10 protein-coding genes are annotated in these 16,994 nt (G+C 69.8%); 2 read left to right on the forward strand and 8 right to left on the reverse strand.

What is annotated here, in order from left to right:
• Positions 1-34: 34 nt before the first annotated feature.
• The 8 genes from dxs to ngcE form a co-directional block, all read right to left on the reverse strand.
• A complete protein-coding gene (dxs, locus tag AB0M97_RS02445) occupies positions 35-1,954 on the reverse strand; it encodes a 1-deoxy-D-xylulose-5-phosphate synthase (protein WP_365958822.1) in 1,920 nt (639 codons plus the stop codon).
• A 246-nt stretch (positions 1,955-2,200) separates the two neighbouring features.
• Positions 2,201-3,496: a sugar ABC transporter permease gene (locus tag AB0M97_RS02450; RefSeq protein WP_365958823.1), complete on the reverse strand. Its 1,296-nt coding sequence runs from the start codon at positions 3,494-3,496 to the stop codon at positions 2,201-2,203.
• A complete protein-coding gene (locus AB0M97_RS02455; protein WP_365958824.1) occupies positions 3,493-4,284 on the reverse strand; it encodes an ATP-binding cassette domain-containing protein in 792 nt (263 codons plus the stop codon). The genes AB0M97_RS02450 and AB0M97_RS02455 overlap by 4 nt, the downstream gene beginning before the upstream one ends.
• Positions 4,285-4,482: 198 nt before the next feature.
• Complete coding sequence (locus AB0M97_RS02460; RefSeq protein WP_365959027.1) at positions 4,483-5,580, reverse strand: substrate-binding domain-containing protein; 1,098 nt, start codon at positions 5,578-5,580, stop codon at positions 4,483-4,485.
• 134 nt (positions 5,581-5,714) lie between these two features.
• Positions 5,715-6,914 (reverse strand): ROK family transcriptional regulator, encoded by a 1,200-nt coding sequence (locus AB0M97_RS02465; protein WP_365959028.1) that lies wholly within the window; start codon positions 6,912-6,914, stop codon positions 5,715-5,717.
• 228 nt (positions 6,915-7,142) lie between these two features.
• Positions 7,143-8,066 carry a carbohydrate ABC transporter permease gene (locus AB0M97_RS02470; RefSeq protein WP_365958825.1) on the reverse strand — a complete coding sequence of 308 codons (924 nt, stop codon included), beginning with the start codon at positions 8,064-8,066 and terminating at the stop codon, positions 7,143-7,145.
• Between the two features lie 4 nt (positions 8,067-8,070).
• Positions 8,071-8,997 carry a sugar ABC transporter permease gene (locus tag AB0M97_RS02475; RefSeq protein ID WP_365958826.1) on the reverse strand — a complete coding sequence of 309 codons (927 nt, stop codon included), beginning with the start codon at positions 8,995-8,997 and terminating at the stop codon, positions 8,071-8,073.
• A gap of 88 nt (positions 8,998-9,085) precedes the next feature.
• A complete protein-coding gene (gene ngcE / locus AB0M97_RS02480; RefSeq protein WP_365958827.1) occupies positions 9,086-10,555 on the reverse strand; it encodes an N-acetylglucosamine/diacetylchitobiose ABC transporter substrate-binding protein in 1,470 nt (489 codons plus the stop codon).
• 498 nt (positions 10,556-11,053) lie between these two features.
• Here ngcE and AB0M97_RS02485 point away from each other — a divergent pair, with 498 nt between their 5' ends.
• Together AB0M97_RS02485 and AB0M97_RS02490 are read left to right on the forward strand one after the other, a co-directional pair.
• On the forward strand, positions 11,054-14,851 hold the full coding sequence (locus tag AB0M97_RS02485) for a GH92 family glycosyl hydrolase (RefSeq protein WP_365958828.1): 3,798 nt from the start codon (positions 11,054-11,056) through the stop codon (positions 14,849-14,851).
• A 133-nt stretch (positions 14,852-14,984) separates the two neighbouring features.
• Positions 14,985-16,982, forward strand: a complete 1,998-nt coding sequence (locus AB0M97_RS02490) for an alpha-glucuronidase (RefSeq protein ID WP_365958829.1) — start codon at positions 14,985-14,987, stop codon at positions 16,980-16,982.
• The last annotated feature ends 12 nt before the right edge of the window (positions 16,983-16,994 follow it).

The raw sequence follows: 16,994 nt of genomic DNA on the forward strand, positions 1-16,994 counted from the left end.
GTGGCGCAACCGGCCCAGCGCGGCCTGCGGGGGATCAGTCGCGGGCGGCCTCGACCCCGGCGGCCGACCGCTCGTAGCGGCCGTCGATCCTGGCGACCAGGCCGGTCACCTGCCGGGCGATGTCGGGGGCGGTGAGGCCGATCTCGGCGAGCACCTCGGCGCGCGAGGCGTGGTCGAGGAAGCGCGGCGGGATGCCGAAGTCGCGCAGCGGCACGTCGACGCCCGCGTCCCTGAGGGCCTGCGCGACGGCAGAGCCGACACCGCCGACGCGCGAGTTGTCCTCGACGGTGACGACGACGCGGTGCCGCTCGGCGAGCGGGGCCATGGCCTCGTCCACGGGCTTGACCCAGCGCGGGTCCACGACGGTCGCGGAGATGCCCTGCTTGTCGAGGAGGGCGGCGACCTCCAGGCACATCGGGGCGAGGGCGCCCACCGAGACCAGCAGCACGTCGGGGGCCTCGGTGCCGGCCTCGCGCAGCACGTCCATGCCGCCGACCCGGCCCACGGCCGGTACGGCGGGGCCGACGGCGCCCTTGGAGAAGCGGACCACGGTCGGCGCGTCGTCCACCGCGACGGCCTCGCGGAGCTGGGCGCGGACCTGGTCGGCGTCGCGCGGCGCGGCGAGCCTGAGGCCGGGCACGACCTGGAGGATCGACATGTCCCACATGCCGTTGTGGGAGGCGCCGTCGGTGCCGGTGACGCCGGCCCGGTCCAGGACGAAGGTGACGCCGCACTTGTGCAGGGCGACGTCCATCAGCACCTGGTCGAAGGCGCGGTTGAGGAAGGTGGCGTAGACGGCGAAGACGGGGTGCACGCCGCCGTGCGCGAGGCCGGCCGCGGAGACCGCGCCGTGCTGCTCGGCGATGCCGACGTCGTAGACCCGGTCCGGGAAGCGCTTGGCGAACTTGTCCAGGCCGACCGGCTGGAGCATGGCGGCGGTGATCGCGACGATGTCCTCGCGCTCCTCGCCCAGCTTGACCATCTCGTCGCCGAAGACGCTCGTCCAGTCGGCGCCGGAGGTGGCGATGGGCAGGCCCGTGTCGGGGTGGATCTTGCCGACGGCGTGGAAGCGGTCGGCCTCGTCCGCCAGGGCGGGCTGGTAGCCGCGGCCCTTCTCGGTGAGGCAGTGCACGATGACGGGGCCGTTGAAGCGCTTGGCGCGGGCGAGCGCGGACTCCAGGGCCTCGATGTCGTGGCCGTCGATCGGGCCGACGTACTTCAGGCCCAGGTCCTCGAACAGGCCCTGCGGGGCGATGAAGTCCTTCAGGCCCTTCTTCGCGCCGTGCAGCGTGCCGTACAGCGGCCTGCCGACGACCGGGGTGCGCTCCAGGAGTTCCTTGGTGCGGGCCAGGAAGCGCTCGTAGCCGTCGGTGGTGCGCAGGGTCGCCAGGTGGTTGGCGAGGCCGCCGATGGTGGGCGCGTAGGACCGTTCGTTGTCGTTGACGACGATGACCAGGGGGCGGTCCTTGGCGTCGGCGATGTTGTTGAGCGCCTCCCAGGCCATGCCGCCGGTCAGGGCGCCGTCGCCGATGACCGCGACGACGTGGCTGTCGCGCCGGTGCAGCTGGTTGGCCTTGGCGATGCCGTCGGCCCAGCCGAGGACGGTGGAGGCGTGGCTGTTCTCGATGACGTCGTGCTCGGACTCGGCCTGCGAGGGGTAGCCGGACAGGCCGCCCTTCATCTTCAGCCGGGAGAAGTCCTGGCGCCCGGTGAGCAGCTTGTGCACGTAGGACTGGTGGCCGGTGTCCCACAGCACCTTGTCCTTCGGCGACTCGAAGACCCGGTGCAGGGCGATGGTGAGCTCGACCACGCCGAGGTTGGGGCCGAGGTGGCCGCCGGTCTTGGAGACCGCCTCGACGAGGAAGGTCCGGATCTCCCGGGCCAGCTGGTCCAGCTCCTCCGGGCTGAGCGTGTCCAGATCGCGCGGTCCCCTGATGCGGGTCAGCAGCGGCACCCGTGCCTCCTTGCAGTAGAGCTGTTCGAGCTGTTGCCGGGCTTGTCGAGTCTAATGTTCCGCCTCGCCACCCGGGGCCCGGCCCATGCGTCGTACATCACTCGTCCGGCCGAGCGAACGCCGGTTGCCCGGCACCTCGAAAGGCACCGGGCAACGGGAGCGCCCCAAGGGGCGCGGGGAACTGCGCGACAGGCCGCGAACCATCCGCGGCCGGCTACGCGGCACAGCCCCCGCCGAGCCGGATCGTCACGCCCGGCCGGCGGTCTTCTGCGTCCTGCGGGTGACCGAGTCGATGACCACCGTGGTCAGCAGCACCGCCGCCGTGATCATGTACTTCACCGGCTCGGCGATGGACTCCAGCTGCAGCCCGTACTGGATGGAGACGATCACCAGCACACCGAGCAGCGCGTTCCACGTCCGGCCGCGCCCGCCGAACAGCGACGTGCCGCCGATGACGGCCGCGGCGATCGCGTTCATCAGCAGGTCACCGGTACCGGCGCTCTGGTTGGCGGACGCGATCTTGGAGGCCAGGAACAGGCCGCCGATGGCCGCGAAGCCGCCGGCGACGGCGAACACCGAGATGCGGATCGCCGTGACGTTGATGCCGGCGCGCCGGGACGCCTCGACGCTGCCGCCGAGGGCGAAGATCTTGCGGCCGTAGGCGGTACGGCGGAGCAGGAAGTCCGTGGCGACCAGGAAGGCCAGGAAGATCACCGTGGCCAGCGGCAGGCCCTTGTACTGGTTGTACATGAAGGCCGCGGCGAAGCCGACGACGGCCAGCAGCACGGTGCGCAGCACGATGTCGCTGAGCGGACGGGACGGGATGCCCGCGGCCTCCCGGCGGCGGTTGCCCAGGAAGGAGGTGACGAAGAACACCGCCACGACGAGCGCGGCGAGGCCGTAGGCGGCGGCGACGTCCGTGAAGAAGTACGTCGTCAGCTGTCCGATCAGGCCGTCGCTGTCAAGGTTGATGGTGCCGTTCTCGCCGAGGATCTTGAGCATGAAGCCGAGCCAGAACAGCAGGCCGGCCAACGTGACGGCGAAGGCGGGGGCGCCGAGCACCGCGAAGAAGAAGCCGTGCGCCGCGCCGATGGCCGCACCGGCGGCGACGGCGATCAGCACCGCGAGCCACTCGGGCAGGCCCTGGTTGACGGCGAGGACGGCCGCGATGGCGCTGGAGGCGCCGCTGATCGAGCCGACCGACAGGTCGATCTCGCCGAGCAGCAGCACGAACACGATGCCGACCGAGATCATGCCGGTGCCGACCATCGTGACGGTGATGTCGCTGATGTTCTGCGCGGACAGGAACGCGGAGTTCAGGCTCTGGAAGATGACGCAGATGAGGACGAGGCCGACGACGACGGGGATGGACCCCAGTTCGCCCGCCTTCATCTTGCGCTTGAACTCGCCCCAGTAGCCGGCCAGGCCCTGCTCGCGGACCAGCAGGCGCGGGTCGACGGCGGTGACGGCCGCGGCGGCGGCCTCCGGGTTCACCACCTCGTGCTCGTCGTGCCTGGCGGTGGAGGTCTTCTCGGTGCTCACTTGGATCCCTCCCCGTTCGAGCGCGCCGCACGGCGGGTCACGGCGTTGTCGGTGGCGCCGGTGATGGCGGCGATGATGTCCTCCTGGGAGGTCGTCTTGACCTCGAAGACACCGTTGTTGCGGCCCAGGCGCAGCACGGCGACCTTGTCCGCGACCGCCTTGACGTCGGCCATGTTGTGGCTGATGAGGATGACGGCGTGTCCGCGCTCGCGCAGCCGCTCCACGAGGTCGAGGACCTGCGCGGTCTGCTCGACGCCGAGGGCGGCGGTGGGCTCGTCGAGGATGACCAGCTTGGGCTCGCCGAGCATGGAGCGGGCGATGGCGACGACCTGGCGCTGACCGCCGGACAGCGAGGCGATCGGGATGCGCACGCTGGGGATGCGGATCGACAGGGTCTGCAGGAGGTCGCGGGCGCGGCGCTCCATCTCCACCTCGTCGAGGACGCCGCGCCGCTTGATCTCACGGCCGAGGAACAGGTTCCCGACCACGTCGATGTTGTCGCACAGCGCGAGGTCCTGGTAGACGGTCGCGATGCCGAGCGCCTGGGCGTCGTGCGGCTTGCCGATCTGTACGGTCTTGCCGTCCCATTCGATGGCGCCTTCATCGATGGGGTGCACGCCGGCGATCGTCTTGACCAGCGTGGATTTTCCGGCTCCGTTGTCGCCGACCAGGGCGACCACTTCACCGGCGTGGACCTCAAGCTCTACGTCGGTGAGCGCCTGGACGGCACCGAAACGCTTGGAGACCCCGCGCAACGCCAGCACGGGCGTAGCGGACACGTGAACCATCTCCTTCGCCGCCTGACCCGGCGGAAGGTAGTGCAGAGAGTTGGGGGGCTGAGGTGTTCCGTCCGGCGCCCCGCCACGAGCTTGCGGGGCTGTCTGATGCGCGGGGCGCCGGAGGGGCCTCGGTGCAGCCGTCCCCGCATGCGGTCGCGGTACGGGAATCCGGGCCGGATTCCCGTACGCGGCGGGGGTGCGGGCTGCTTACTTGATGCCGAGCTTGTCGCAGGCGGCCTTGTACTTGCCGGTGCAGATCTCGGCGGCGGTGTAGACGCCGTCCTTGATGACGGTGTCGTTGATGTTGTCCTTGGTCAGCGAGGTGACCGGGACGAGCACGGACGGGACGTCCTTGGCGCTGCCGCTGGAGACCTTGTCCTTGGCGATGGAGTCCAGGCTCTCGCCCTTGGCGAGCGCGACGGCCATCTCGGCGGCGGCGTCGGCCTCCGGGGCGTACGGCTTGTAGACGCTCATGTACTGCTCACCGGAGACGATGCGCTGCACGCCCGCGAGTTCGGCGTCCTGGCCGGTGACCGGGACCTTGATGCCGGCGGCCTTCAGGGCGGTGATGATGCCGCCCGCCATGCCGTCGTTGGCGGAGTACACGCCGTTGATCTTGTTCTTGCCGAGGGCCGAGATCGCCGCCTCCATGTTGGCGTTGGCGTTGTCCGGCGACCACTCCTTGGTGTCGTACTCCTTGCCGATCTTCACCTTGCCGTCGAGGACCTCGTGGGCGCCCTTCTTGAACTGGGCGGCGTTCGGGTCGGTGACGGAGCCGTTCATCATGACGATCTGGCTGTCCTTGGCCTTGTCGCCCAGGGCCTCCAGCAGGGCCTTGCCCTGGGTGCGGCCGACCTCGACGTTGTCGAACGAGGTGTAGGCGCTGATCGGGCCCTCGGCGAGGCGGTCGTAGGCGACGACCTTGATGCCGGCGTCGGCGGCCTTCTGCACGGAGTTCTTGATGGCCTTGGCGTCCACCGCGTCCAGGATCAGGACGTCCACCTTGTTGGTGATCATGGTGTCGACCTGCTGGGCCTGCAGGTTGGCGTCCTGGCGGGCGTTGTTGTACTGGATCTCGGCCTTGTTGTTCGTGAGCTCCTTGATCTTCTTCTCGATCAAGGGGCGGTCGAACTTCTCGTAGCGCGCGGTCTTGTTCTCCGGAAGGAGCAGACCGACCTTGATGTTGTCGCCCTTCGCGGCGGAGCCGGAGGGCTCGCTCTTGTCGCCGGACTCCTTCGCGCTGCCACAGGCAGCCAGCGAGACGGCCATCGCACCAGCGGCAACGGCTACGGCGGCACGACGCATACGCGTGTTCACTTCGAAAAACCTCCCTGACGAGGCCGCGTCGTTGCGGCCGAGGTGGCTGGAAGTCAACTCGGCCACACGTGCGACGTCAAGAAGTAAATCCTTAACGGGTTGGCAACGGTGCCATCCGTTCTCTAAGTGAAGGCGGGTGTCGCTGCGTGCAGCGTACCGTCCAAAAGGGTGGAATCGCCCATTTCGCTGAGTGCGAGAGCGAGCGCTCCGAGTACCTCCGCACGGCCCCCAAGTGCCCCGGGGAGAACGGACAGTTGACGTGCCGCGCTGGGGATCGCGTAGCGGCCGACGGACTCCCGGATGGGCCCGAGCACCAGCTCACCGGCCTCGGCGAGATCACCGCCGAGGACCACGCGGCTCGGGTTCAGCAGATTGCACAGATTGGCGACTCCGCTGCCGATGTGTCGGCCGACGTCGGCGATCACCCGACGGCAGCCCGGGTCGCCGTCCCGCGCCAGCCGGACGACTCCTTCCAGCGTGAGGTCGGTGCCGTGGCTGGACTGGAGCAGCGGCAGGACGTAGCGCGCGGCCGTGAAGGTCTCCAGGCAGCCCCGGTTTCCGCAGCGGCAGACGGGGCCGGACTCATCAAGAGTAATATGCCCGATTTCTCCTGCTGTGCCACCCGGGCCGCGGTAGATCTTGCCGTTGATCACCAACCCGGCGCCGACACCGCTGGCGACCTTGATGTAGGCGAGGTCCCGCACCCCGCGCCCGCTGCCCCAGACCATCTCGCCGAGGGCGCCGAGGTTCGCGTCGTTGTCCACGCGCACCGGCACGCCGAGCCGCTCCCGCAGCTCCTCGGCGGGCCTGGTGCCGCCCCAGCCGGGCAGGATCGCGGTCGACCCGAGGGTGCCGGACTCGACGTCGATGGGGCCGGGCACGCCGAGGCCCACCCCGGCGATCTTGGAGCGGTCGACGCCGGTCGCCTCGATCAGGCGGCTGACCAGTTCCTCCGCCCGGTCGAAGCCCTGGGTCGAGGAGGCGTCCACGTCCAGCGGCTCGGCCTCCTCGGCCAGCACCTGGTGGGCGAGGTTCCCGACCGCGACGCGCAAATGCGTATGGCCGAAATCGACGCCGATGACGATGCCCGCGTCGCCGCTGAGCGAGACGGCGCGGGCCCGGCGGCCACCGGCCGAGGTGGGGGTGACCTCGACGGTTCCGCTGTCCTTCAGCTCCCGCACGATGTTGGAGACCGTCGCGGCCGACAGGCCCGTCGTCCTCGCGATCTCCGCCTGGGTGAGCGATCCGGCCAGCCGTACGGCTCGGACGACCCTCTCCAGGTTGGCTCGGTGCAGCGACGACTGCGACCCCGGAGTCTCCACGACGACCTCCTGCGCGCGGGACCGCAGCGATGAGGCCCCGTCCATGTCCAACTAGTGAACTCTAAGCTGACCCGTTCGGGTTGCCTGCCGTCAAGAGGTTGAACCGCATCGGGACACAGCGGCACAACGCGGCACGCCGTCCCCGGAGGCGGGAACGGAGTGCGCGCGAGCCGTGACACAGTGCTGCCGGACGGGGCAGGAAGCGTTGCTCCTGTCGAGGGCGCGCGCCTACTTCAGCGCGCCCGCGGTCAGCCCCTGCACCACCTGCCGCTGGAAGATGATGTACGCCGCGAGCACCGGCAGCATCGCCATCACCAGGCCGGCGAAGAGTCCGGACCAGTCGCCCTTGTAGCCCTGGCTGACCGCCAGCTGGACCAGGCCCTGGGTGAGGACGCGCTTGTCCGGGTCGGTGTTGAGCACCGTCGGCAGCATGTACTGGTTCCACTGGCCGAGGAAGTTGAAGATGCCGACGCTGATCAGGCCCGGCTTGGCCATCGGCACCATGATCTGGAAGAACGTCCTGGTGTGCGAGGCGCCGTCCACGAAGGCCGCCTCCGCCACCGAGGACGGCAGCGTGCGGAAGAACGACGTCAGGAAGAACACGGTGAACGGCAGCGAGTACGCGATGTAGACCAGGATCAGGCCGTGGATCGTGTTCAGCAGCCCCATGTTGTTCACGACGTAGAACAGCGGGACCAGCGCCAGCATGATCGGGAAGCTCATGCCGCCGACGAACAGGTAGTAGATGAAGCGGTTGCCCGGGAAGTCGAAGCGGGCCAGCACGTACGCCGCCATCGAGCCGAGCACCAGGGTGCCGATGAGCGAGCCCCCCACCACCAGGACGGTGTTGAGGAAGTAGTCGCTCATGTTGGCGTCGGTCCAGGCCCGCGACCAGTTGTCGAAGTGCAGCTTGTCCGGCAGCGACCAGGGCGAGCCGAAGATGGAGGCGTCGTCCTTGAAGGAGGTCATCACCGCCCACAGCAGCGGCATGACCACCATGAAGGCCCACAGGATCAGCACGCCGTGGGAGAAGACGTTGAGGACCGTGCCCTCTTTCTTCTCCTTCGCGGGCGGCCCCTGCGGCGCGCCCGTCTTCGTCACGGACGCACCGGACTCGGCCGGTACGGGGGCGGGGGTCTCGGTCGTCTTCATCTGATCAGTACTCCAGCCGCTCGCGCCGGCCCAGCCGCATCACGACGGCCGCGAAGGCCAGCGTCACGATGAGCAGGGCGACGCCGATGGTGGTGGCGTAGGCGGCCTGACCGTCACGGAACGCCTTCTGGTACACGTACAGGACCATGACGGTGGTCGAGTAGTCGGGGCCGCCCGGACCGGTCGTCATGATCTGCACGACCGCGAACGACTCGGCGCCGAGGGCGAGGATGCCCATGTAGACCCAGCCGGACTGGATGGTGTCCCACAGCAGCGGCACGGTGATCCGGAAGAACGTGGTGATCCGGTTGGCGCCGTCCAGCAGCGCCGCCTCGTACAGGTCCGCGGGGATGGACGCCATGCCCGCGGAGAACAGGACCACGAAGAAGCCGACCGTGGACCACACCACCACCGCCATCACGCACCACAGCGCGAGGTCCGGATCGCCGAGCCAGAGCGGCTGGACGTCACCGAGGCCGATGCCGCGCAGCAGGGAGTTGATGGCTCCGCTGTCCGGGTTGTACGCGAACGCGAACAGCAGCGCCACGATCGCGATGGACAGCACCTGCGGGAAGAAGTAGACGATCTTGTAGAAGCCGGAGCCGCGGACGCCCGAGACGACCGGTCCGCCCCGGCGGCGCCGCCCGCCCACGTTGATCATGAAGGCGAAGAACAGCGCCATGCCGATCGTCACCAGCGGCACGAGCAGCGCGAAGATCAGACTGTGCTGGAGCGACTTCCAGAAGATGTCGTCGTCGAGCATCCTTTCGTAGTTGTCGAAGCCGACCATCTTGAAGTCGGGGCTCAGGCCGGTCCAGTCCGTGAACGAGTAGTAGATGGACTGGATGAACGGCCAGACGACGAGAAGCGCGTACAGCCCCAGGGGAACCGCCAGGAACCCCACGATGAACCGGTACTTGCCGTGCTGCATTGCTACCGACCCCGATCTGCGCGCGGGTACCGCCGTCAGGGCCCGCCGGGCGCGCGTGACGCGCCGGGCAGGCCCTGGTGACGGTGCGTCACTGGTGCTTGTAGTGCTTGATCGACGTGTCCTTGGCCGCCTCGTCGGCGAACGCCTGGATCTTCTTGATGGCCTCGGCCGGGGTGATGCGGCCGGCCATCATCTCGCCGAGACCGGCGACACCGATCTTCTCCTTCTGCAGCTGCACGTACCAGTCCTGGATGCGCGGGTTCACCACGTTCTCGCCGGCCTTCTCCAGGGCCGCGACACCGGCCTTCAGGCCCGGGGTGAGGCTGATGCCGTCGGTGCCGCCGTTGTACGCGGTGAGCGACTTGACCTTGCTGGTGAAGTTCTTGGACGACGCCTCGCTGAGCATGATGCGCAGCTGCTCCATGCCGCCCGCGCCGTTCTTCGCCTTGGCCGGCACGACGAAGGGCTCGCCGCCGGAGGCCCAGATGGTGCCGAAGGGCAGTTTGTCGGAGCTGTCGAGGCCGGTCGGCGCGGACACGGCCAGGCCGAAGTCGGCCGGGATGACGTTCGCCGACTCGTTCTCCACCCAGGAGCCGTTCGGGATGAACAGCGCCTTGCCCTTGGCCCACGCGGTCTGCGACTGGATGTGGTCCAGGCCCGGGGTGCCCTTGAGGATGTAGCCCTTCTTGAACAGCTCGTAGTAGGCCTCGAAGCACGCCTTGACCGCCGGGTGCTTCCAGGCGTTGGGCTCCAGGTTGTCGATGGCGTCCAGGACCTCGCGGCCGCCGACCTTGCCGATCATCGGGTACAGCGAGAACGGCACGTAGTACGGGTACTTGCCCGCGTACGTCCAGCCCGCGATGCCCTTCTTCTTGGCCTTCTCGCACACGGCGAGCATCTGGTCCCAGGTCTGCGGGTACTGCTCGTCCAGCGAGTCCAGCGCCTTCTGCGAGTACCAGACGCCGTACACCGTGTAGGCGTAGTACAGGATCCAGACCTGGTCGCCGTCGAACTGGCCCATCTCCACGATGCCGGGGCGCAGCGTGTCGCGGACCTTCTTGTTCGGGTCGTCGTAGGAGGGGGCGTCGAGCAGCGGGGTGAGGTCGGCGAGCTGCTTCTTGCCGACCAGGACGCCCATGTCCATCTGCTCGGCGCCGGAGTTGTCGATCAGGTCCGGCGGGGTGCCCTGGTTGAAACGGGGCTGGAGCGTGGACTGGATCTTCTGGGTGGCGGAGAACTTGACCTTCGCCTTGGGGAAGTTCTTCTCGTAGATCTTGACGGCGTCCTCGGCGTACTCCTTGCCGAAACCGCCGTCGAACAGCACGAATTCCAGCTGCGCGCTGTCGTTGACGCCGAGGGGGTTCTTGGCGGTCTTCTTGCCGGCCTTGGCCTTGTCCTGTTCGTCGCCCCCGCCGCCGCTGGCACACGCGGACAGGAAGATCATCGTGGGGACGGTGATCAAGCCGAGTGCGGCCGACCTCTTGATCAGGTCGCGCCGACCGACGCCCGCCGTGCCGCCGTGCTCGGAACCGGTGTTCTCGGTGTGGGTGGATCCCATGCTCAAGTCCTCGCCTTCTTCCAGGACTCAGGCGGTGAACCGGATCCTCCCCGGCACCGCGTTCGGGTCAAGCTGGGTCGTGCAGGAAGTGCGGGTCGTGCGAAATGCGTGGTGCAGTGTGCGGACTACTCAATGCGTGCTGTTCCGGGATCGCGGGGAATTGCCCCGCGGTCGGCGTGTTTCCTGTGCGAAAGCACCCCTTCCGACTCCCCCGGGCCCGCTTGCGGCCGGTGCGGCCGAAGTGTGCGGACGCCGACAGGTATAGTCCACTTCCCGCCGACGGAGCAAGATCGAATGCAAGGTTGGCCGTGGGTCTTTTCCGAGTTGAGACCTCGCGGAAATATCGGCGACCTGGGGGCTCACCAGCGGAAAAATCCCCGGTATTGGCCCCGAATGCCGCACTCAACACCCTTGACACCGCTGAGCACTTGCCGCACTACTGGTCCTTGCCCGTTCAAGGTGACAACGTTGTCCGCACGCAGGGAGGGTGGCCCGGGTATGCAGCGCAGAACTCGGCACAGATGGGGTCCGGCGGTCGTCTTCACGGCCGCCTTCGTCGTGGCCGTGGGCTCGCAGGGCGTGGCGGTCGCCCTGCCGGAGACCCCCGGTGCCGCGGACCGGGAGTTCGCCTCGTCGTTCGAGGCGGACGATCCGGCCCCGGACTGGCTGAACACCGTCGAGGCGGCACCGGACGGCGGCAAGCGGGCCTCGGGGGTCGACGGCGGGTACAGCAGCGGCATACCGGGCAATGTGACCGACCACGTCACGGACGTCCGGGCGAGCGGCGAGAACACCGGCGGCGGCGAGGTGAAGGAGAACCTCGTCGACGGGGAGCCGAGCACCAAGTGGCTGACGTTCCAAGCGACCGGCTGGGTGGAGTTCGACCTGGACCGGCCCGTGAGGGTGGCCCGCTACGCGCTCACCTCCGCCAACGACCACGCCGAGCGCGACCCCGCGGACTGGACGCTGAAGGGCTCCACGGACGGCCGGGAGTGGACGACGCTCGACACCCGCTCCGGCGAGTCGTTCCCGGAGCGGTTCCGGACCAGGACGTACGACGTGGCGGAGCCCGCGGAGTACCGGCACCTGCGGCTCGACATCGCCAGGAACAACGGCGGGGGCATCCTGCAACTCGCCGACGTGCAGTTCTCCACCGGCGGCGGGGACGGGCCGGTGCCGCAGGACATGCTGTCGCTGGTCGACCGCGGCCCGAGCGGTTCGCCCACCGCGAAGGCGGGCGCCGGCTTCACGGGCAAGCGGGCCCTGAGGTACGCCGGGCGGCACACCGCGGACGGGCGGGCGTACTCGTACAACAAGGTCTTCGACGTGGACGTGGCCGTGCACCGGAACACCCGGCTCGGCTACCGCGTCTTCCCGTCGATGGCGGACGGCGACCTCGACTACGACGCCACGAACGTCTCCGTGGACCTCGCCTTCACCGACGGCACCTACCTCAGCGACCTGGGCGCCACCGACAGCCACGGTTTCCCGCTGACGCCGCGCGGGCAGGGCGCGGCCAAGGTGCTGTACGTCAACCAGTGGAACAACGTCACCTCCCGGATCGGGTCGGTCGCCGCGGGCAGGACCGTCGACCGGATCCTGGTGGCGTACGACTCTCCGAAGGGCCCGGCGAGGTTCCGGGGCTGGGTGGACGACGTGACGATCCGGCCCGTGCCGCCGGAGGCGCCCAGGGCACACCTGTCGGACTACGCGCTGACCACCCGCGGCACCCATTCCAGCGGCGGTTTCTCGCGCGGCAACAACTTCCCGGCGACGGCCGTGCCGCACGGCTTCAACTTCTGGACGCCGGTGACGAACGCGGGCTCGCTGAGCTGGCTGTACGACTACGCGCGGGGCAACAACGCGGACAACCTGCCGACGATCCAGGCGTTCAGCGCGAGCCACGAGCCGAGCCCGTGGATGGGCGACCGGCAGACCTTCCAGGTGATGCCGTCGGCCGCGTCCGGCACCCCGGACACCGGCCGGGAGGCCCGGGAGCTGGCCTTCCGGCACGAGAACGAGACCGCGCGGCCGTACTACTACGGGGTGCGGTTCGACAACGGCCTGAAGGCGGAGATGACGCCGACGGACCACGCGGCGATGCTGCGCTTCACCTTCCCCGGTGACGACGCGAGCGTGCTGTTCGACAACGTCACCGACCAGGCGGGCCTGACCCTCGACAAGGAGAACGGCACGGTCACCGGCTACTCGGACGTGAAGTCCGGGCTGTCGGCGGGCGCCACCCGCCTGTTCGTGTACGGCGTGTTCGACAAGCGGGTGACCGGCGGGGACTCCAGCGGCGTCAAGGGCCACCTGCGCTTCGACGCGGGCGAGGACCGCACGGTGACGCTGCGCCTGGCCACCTCGCTGATCAGCGTCGACCAGGCCAAGGACAACCTGCGCCAGGAGATCCCGGACGGCACGGACTTCTCCGCGGTCAGGAACCGCGCCCGCGAGCAGTGGGACGACCTGCTCGGCAAGGTCGAGGTGGAGGGCGCCACGCCGGACCAGCTGACCACGCTGTACTCCAGCCTCTACCGGCTGTACCTGTACCCGAACTCGGGCTTCGAGAAGGTCGACGGGACGTACAAGTACGCCTCGCCGTTCTCGCCCATGCCGAACCCGGACACCCCGACGCACACCGGCGCGAAGATCGTGGACGGCAAGGTGTACGTCAACAACGGCTTCTGGGACACCTACCGGACGACCTGGCCCGCCTACTCCCTGCTCACGCCGGGCAGGGCCGGTGAGCTGGTCGACGGGTTCGTGCAGCAGTACAAGGACGGCGGCTGGACCTCCCGCTGGTCCTCCCCCGGCTACGCCGACCTGATGACCGGCACCTCCTCGGACGTCGCGTTCGCGGACGCGTACGTCAAGGGCGTCGACTTCGACGCAAGGGCGGCGTACGACGCGGCCGTGAAGAACGCCACCGTCGTGCCCCCGGCGTCCGGCGTCGGCCGCAAGGGCATGGCCACGTCTCCGTTCCTCGGCTACACGAGCACCGAGACGCACGAGGGCCTGTCGTGGGCGCTGGAGGGATACCTCAACGACTACGGCATCGCCCGCATGGGCCGGAAGCTGTACGAGGAGACCGGCGACAAGCGCTACAAGGAGGAGTCCGACTACTTCCTGGACCGCGCCCGGGACTACGTCAACCTCTTCGACACGAGGGCCGGCTTCTTCCAGGGCAGGAACGCCAGGGGCGACTGGCGCGTGGAGTCCGGGAAGTACGACCCGCGCGTGTGGGGCCACGACTACACCGAGACCAACGGCTGGGGCTACGCCTTCACCGTCCCGCAGGACAGCCGGGGCCTGGCCAACCTGTACGGCGGCCGCAGCGGCCTCGCGGACAAGCTCGACGCGTACTTCTCCACCCCCGAGACGGCCTCGCCCGAGTTCGTCGGCTCCTACGGCGGCGTCATCCACGAGATGACGGAGGCGCGGGACGTGCGGATGGGCATGTACGGGCACTCCAACCAGGTCGCGCACCACGCCATCTACATGTACGACGCGGCCGGGCAGCCCTGGAAGGCGCAGAAGAACGTCCGCGAGGTGCTGTCCCGGCTCTACACCGGCAGCGAGATCGGGCAGGGCTACCACGGCGACGAGGACAACGGCGAGCAGTCGGCCTGGTTCCTGTTCTCCGCGCTGGGCTTCTACCCGCTGGTGATGGGCAGCGGCGAGTACGCCGTCGGGTCCCCGCTGTTCACGAAGGCGACCGTGCACCTGGAGAACGGCCGTGAGCTGGTCGTGAAGGCGCCGGACAACAGCGCGCGGAACGTGTACGTGCAGGGCCTGACGGTGGACGGCCGCCCGTGGACGAAGACCTCGCTGCCGCACTCGCTGCTCGCCAGGGGCGGGGTGCTGGAGTTCGACATGGGTCCGCGTCCGTCGTCGTGGGGCACCGGCGAGGACGCGGCGCCCGTGTCGATCACGCAGGACGACACGGTGCCGGCGCCGCGCGCGGACGTCCTGGAGGGCGAGGGAGCCCTGTTCGACGACACGTCCGCGACGAACGCCGCGGTGTCCACGGCCGAGCTGCCCGTCGGCGGGGAGACGAAGGCCGTGCAGTACACGCTGACGTCGGCGGACCGCGCCGAGGCGCCCACCGGGTGGGTGCTCCAGGGCTCGGCCGACGGCAGCAGGTGGCGTGATCTGGACCGGCGCTCCGGTGAGTCGTTCCGCTGGGACCGGCAGACCCGGGCGTTCTCGGTGCCGGAGCCGGCCGCGTACCGGCACTACCGGCTGGTCCTGGACGGCGGGGCGACGCTGGCGGAGGTGGAGCTGCTGGCCTGACGGAAGGTCATGGCGGGTCCGGGCGCCGGGGCGTCCGGACCCGCCTTCCCCTCCTGCCGCACGGGGTACCCCCTGAGGCGGGGATGCACCACAATGATCGGGCCGAGGCAGCCGCCGACTTCCCGAGGGTCCCATGACGTTCTCCCCGCCCGTCCCGCGCGACGACGTCGATTCCGCGTGGCTGCCGCCCGCCGCCTTCCGGGCGGTCGGCGCCGGGCGCACGCTCGTGAGGGGTTCCGGGCTCCTCGTGGACACCGTGCACGGCGAAGTGGCCGCCGCCTGCGAGCGGTTCGGGGGGCGGGTGACGCGCGACGCGGGTGACGGGCCGTACGACCTGGTGCTGGAGCTGAGCGACGCGGCCGGGAACGCCGGGCTCGGCGAGGAGGGTTTCGCCGTCGGGCGGGAGCACGGCACGACGACCGTCACGGCCACCGGTGAACGCGGGCTGCTGTACGGGCTGTTCCACGTCGTACGGCTCGGCCCCGGCGTTCTCCGGGGCGAGCGGGCCCGCGAGACGCACCGCCCGGCGACCGCGCTGCGCATGCTCGACCACTGGGACAACGTCGCCGTGCACCCCGTCATGGGCCAGGTGGAGCGCGGCTACGCGGGCGGCTCGCTGTTCTGGGCCGACGGGCGGGCCCGCGGCGACCTGGAGCGGGTGCGCGCGTACGGCAGGCTGCTCGCGGCCTGCGGCGTCAACGCCATCTCGGTCAACAACGTCAACGTCCACGAGACCGAGGCACACCTGCTCACCGACCGGATCGGTGAAGTCGCCGCCATCGCCGGCGCGTTGCGGCCGTACGGCGTCAGGACCCACCTGTCGGTCAGTTTCGCCGCGCCGATCGTGCTGGGCGGGCTGCCCACCGCCGACCCGCTGGACGCGGCGGTGCGCGACTGGTGGGCCGGGGCGACCCGGCGGGTGTACGGGGTGATCCCCGACTTCGGCGGATACGTCGTGAAGGCCGACTCGGAGGGCCAGCCCGGCCCGTTCGCGTACGGCCGCAGCCACGCCGACGGCGCCAACATGCTGGCCGCGGGGCTGGAGCCGTACGGCGGGACCGTGCACTGGCGGGCCTTCGTCTACGACCACCGGCAGGACTGGCGGGACCGCACGACCGACCGGGCGCGCGCCGCGTACGACCACTTCACGCCGCTGGACGGGCAGTTCGCGGCGAACGCGGTGCTCCAGGTGAAGCACGGGCCGATGGACTTCCAGGTGCGCGAGCCGGTGTCGCCGCTGATCGGTGCGATGCCCGGCACCCGGCTGGCGGTGGAGGTGCAGGCCACGCAGGAGTACACCGGGCAGCAGCGGCACGTGTGCTGGCTCGGGCCGATGTGGAGCGAGGTGCTGCGGTTCCGGCCGCAGGGGGACGCCGGGCCCGCCGTCGGCGAGCTGGCGCGCGGCGGTCTGGTGGCGGTGTCCAACGCCGGCGACGACCCGTTCTGGACGGGGCATCCGCTGGCCCAGGCGAACCTGTACACCTTCGGGCGGCTGGCCTGGCGGCCGGACGCCGACCCCGGCCAGGTCCTCGGCGAGTGGATCGCGCTGACCCACCCGGGCGCCCCCGGCGAGCAGGCCGCCGGGCTGCGCGCCGTGCTGGAGGGTTCGTGGCGGACGTACGAGAAGTACACCGCGCCGCTCGGGGTGGGCTTCATGGTGCAGCCGGGGCACCACTACGGGCCGAGCGTGGACGGCTACGAGTACAGCCCCTGGGGCACCTACCACTTCGCCGACCGGGACGGCATCGGCGTGGACCGCAGCGCGGCGACCGGCACCGGGTACGCGGCGCAGTACGCCAAGCCGTGGGCCGAGGTGTACGAGTCGCCGGCCGGCTGCCCCGACGAGCTGCTGCTGTTCTTCCACCACGTGCCGTACGGGCACGTCCTGCGCAGCGGGAAGACCGTGATCCAGCACATCTACGACACGCACTTCGAGGGCGTGGCGGAGGTGGAGGAGGCCCGCCGGGTGTGGGCCGGCCTCGCGGACCTGGTGGAACCGGCGCGTCACGCGCGCGTGGCGCAGCGGTACGAGGAGCAGCTGCGCAGCGCCCGCGAGTGGCGCGACCAGATCAACAGCTACTTCTTCCGCAAGTCCGGGGTGCCGGACGAGCGGGGGCGGCGGATTTACTGACGGTGCGTGTGC

Origin of the sequence: Streptomyces sp. NPDC051207, from assembly GCF_040682395.1 — a bacterium.
Taxonomy (GTDB): Bacteria; Actinomycetota; Actinomycetes; order Streptomycetales; family Streptomycetaceae; genus Streptomyces.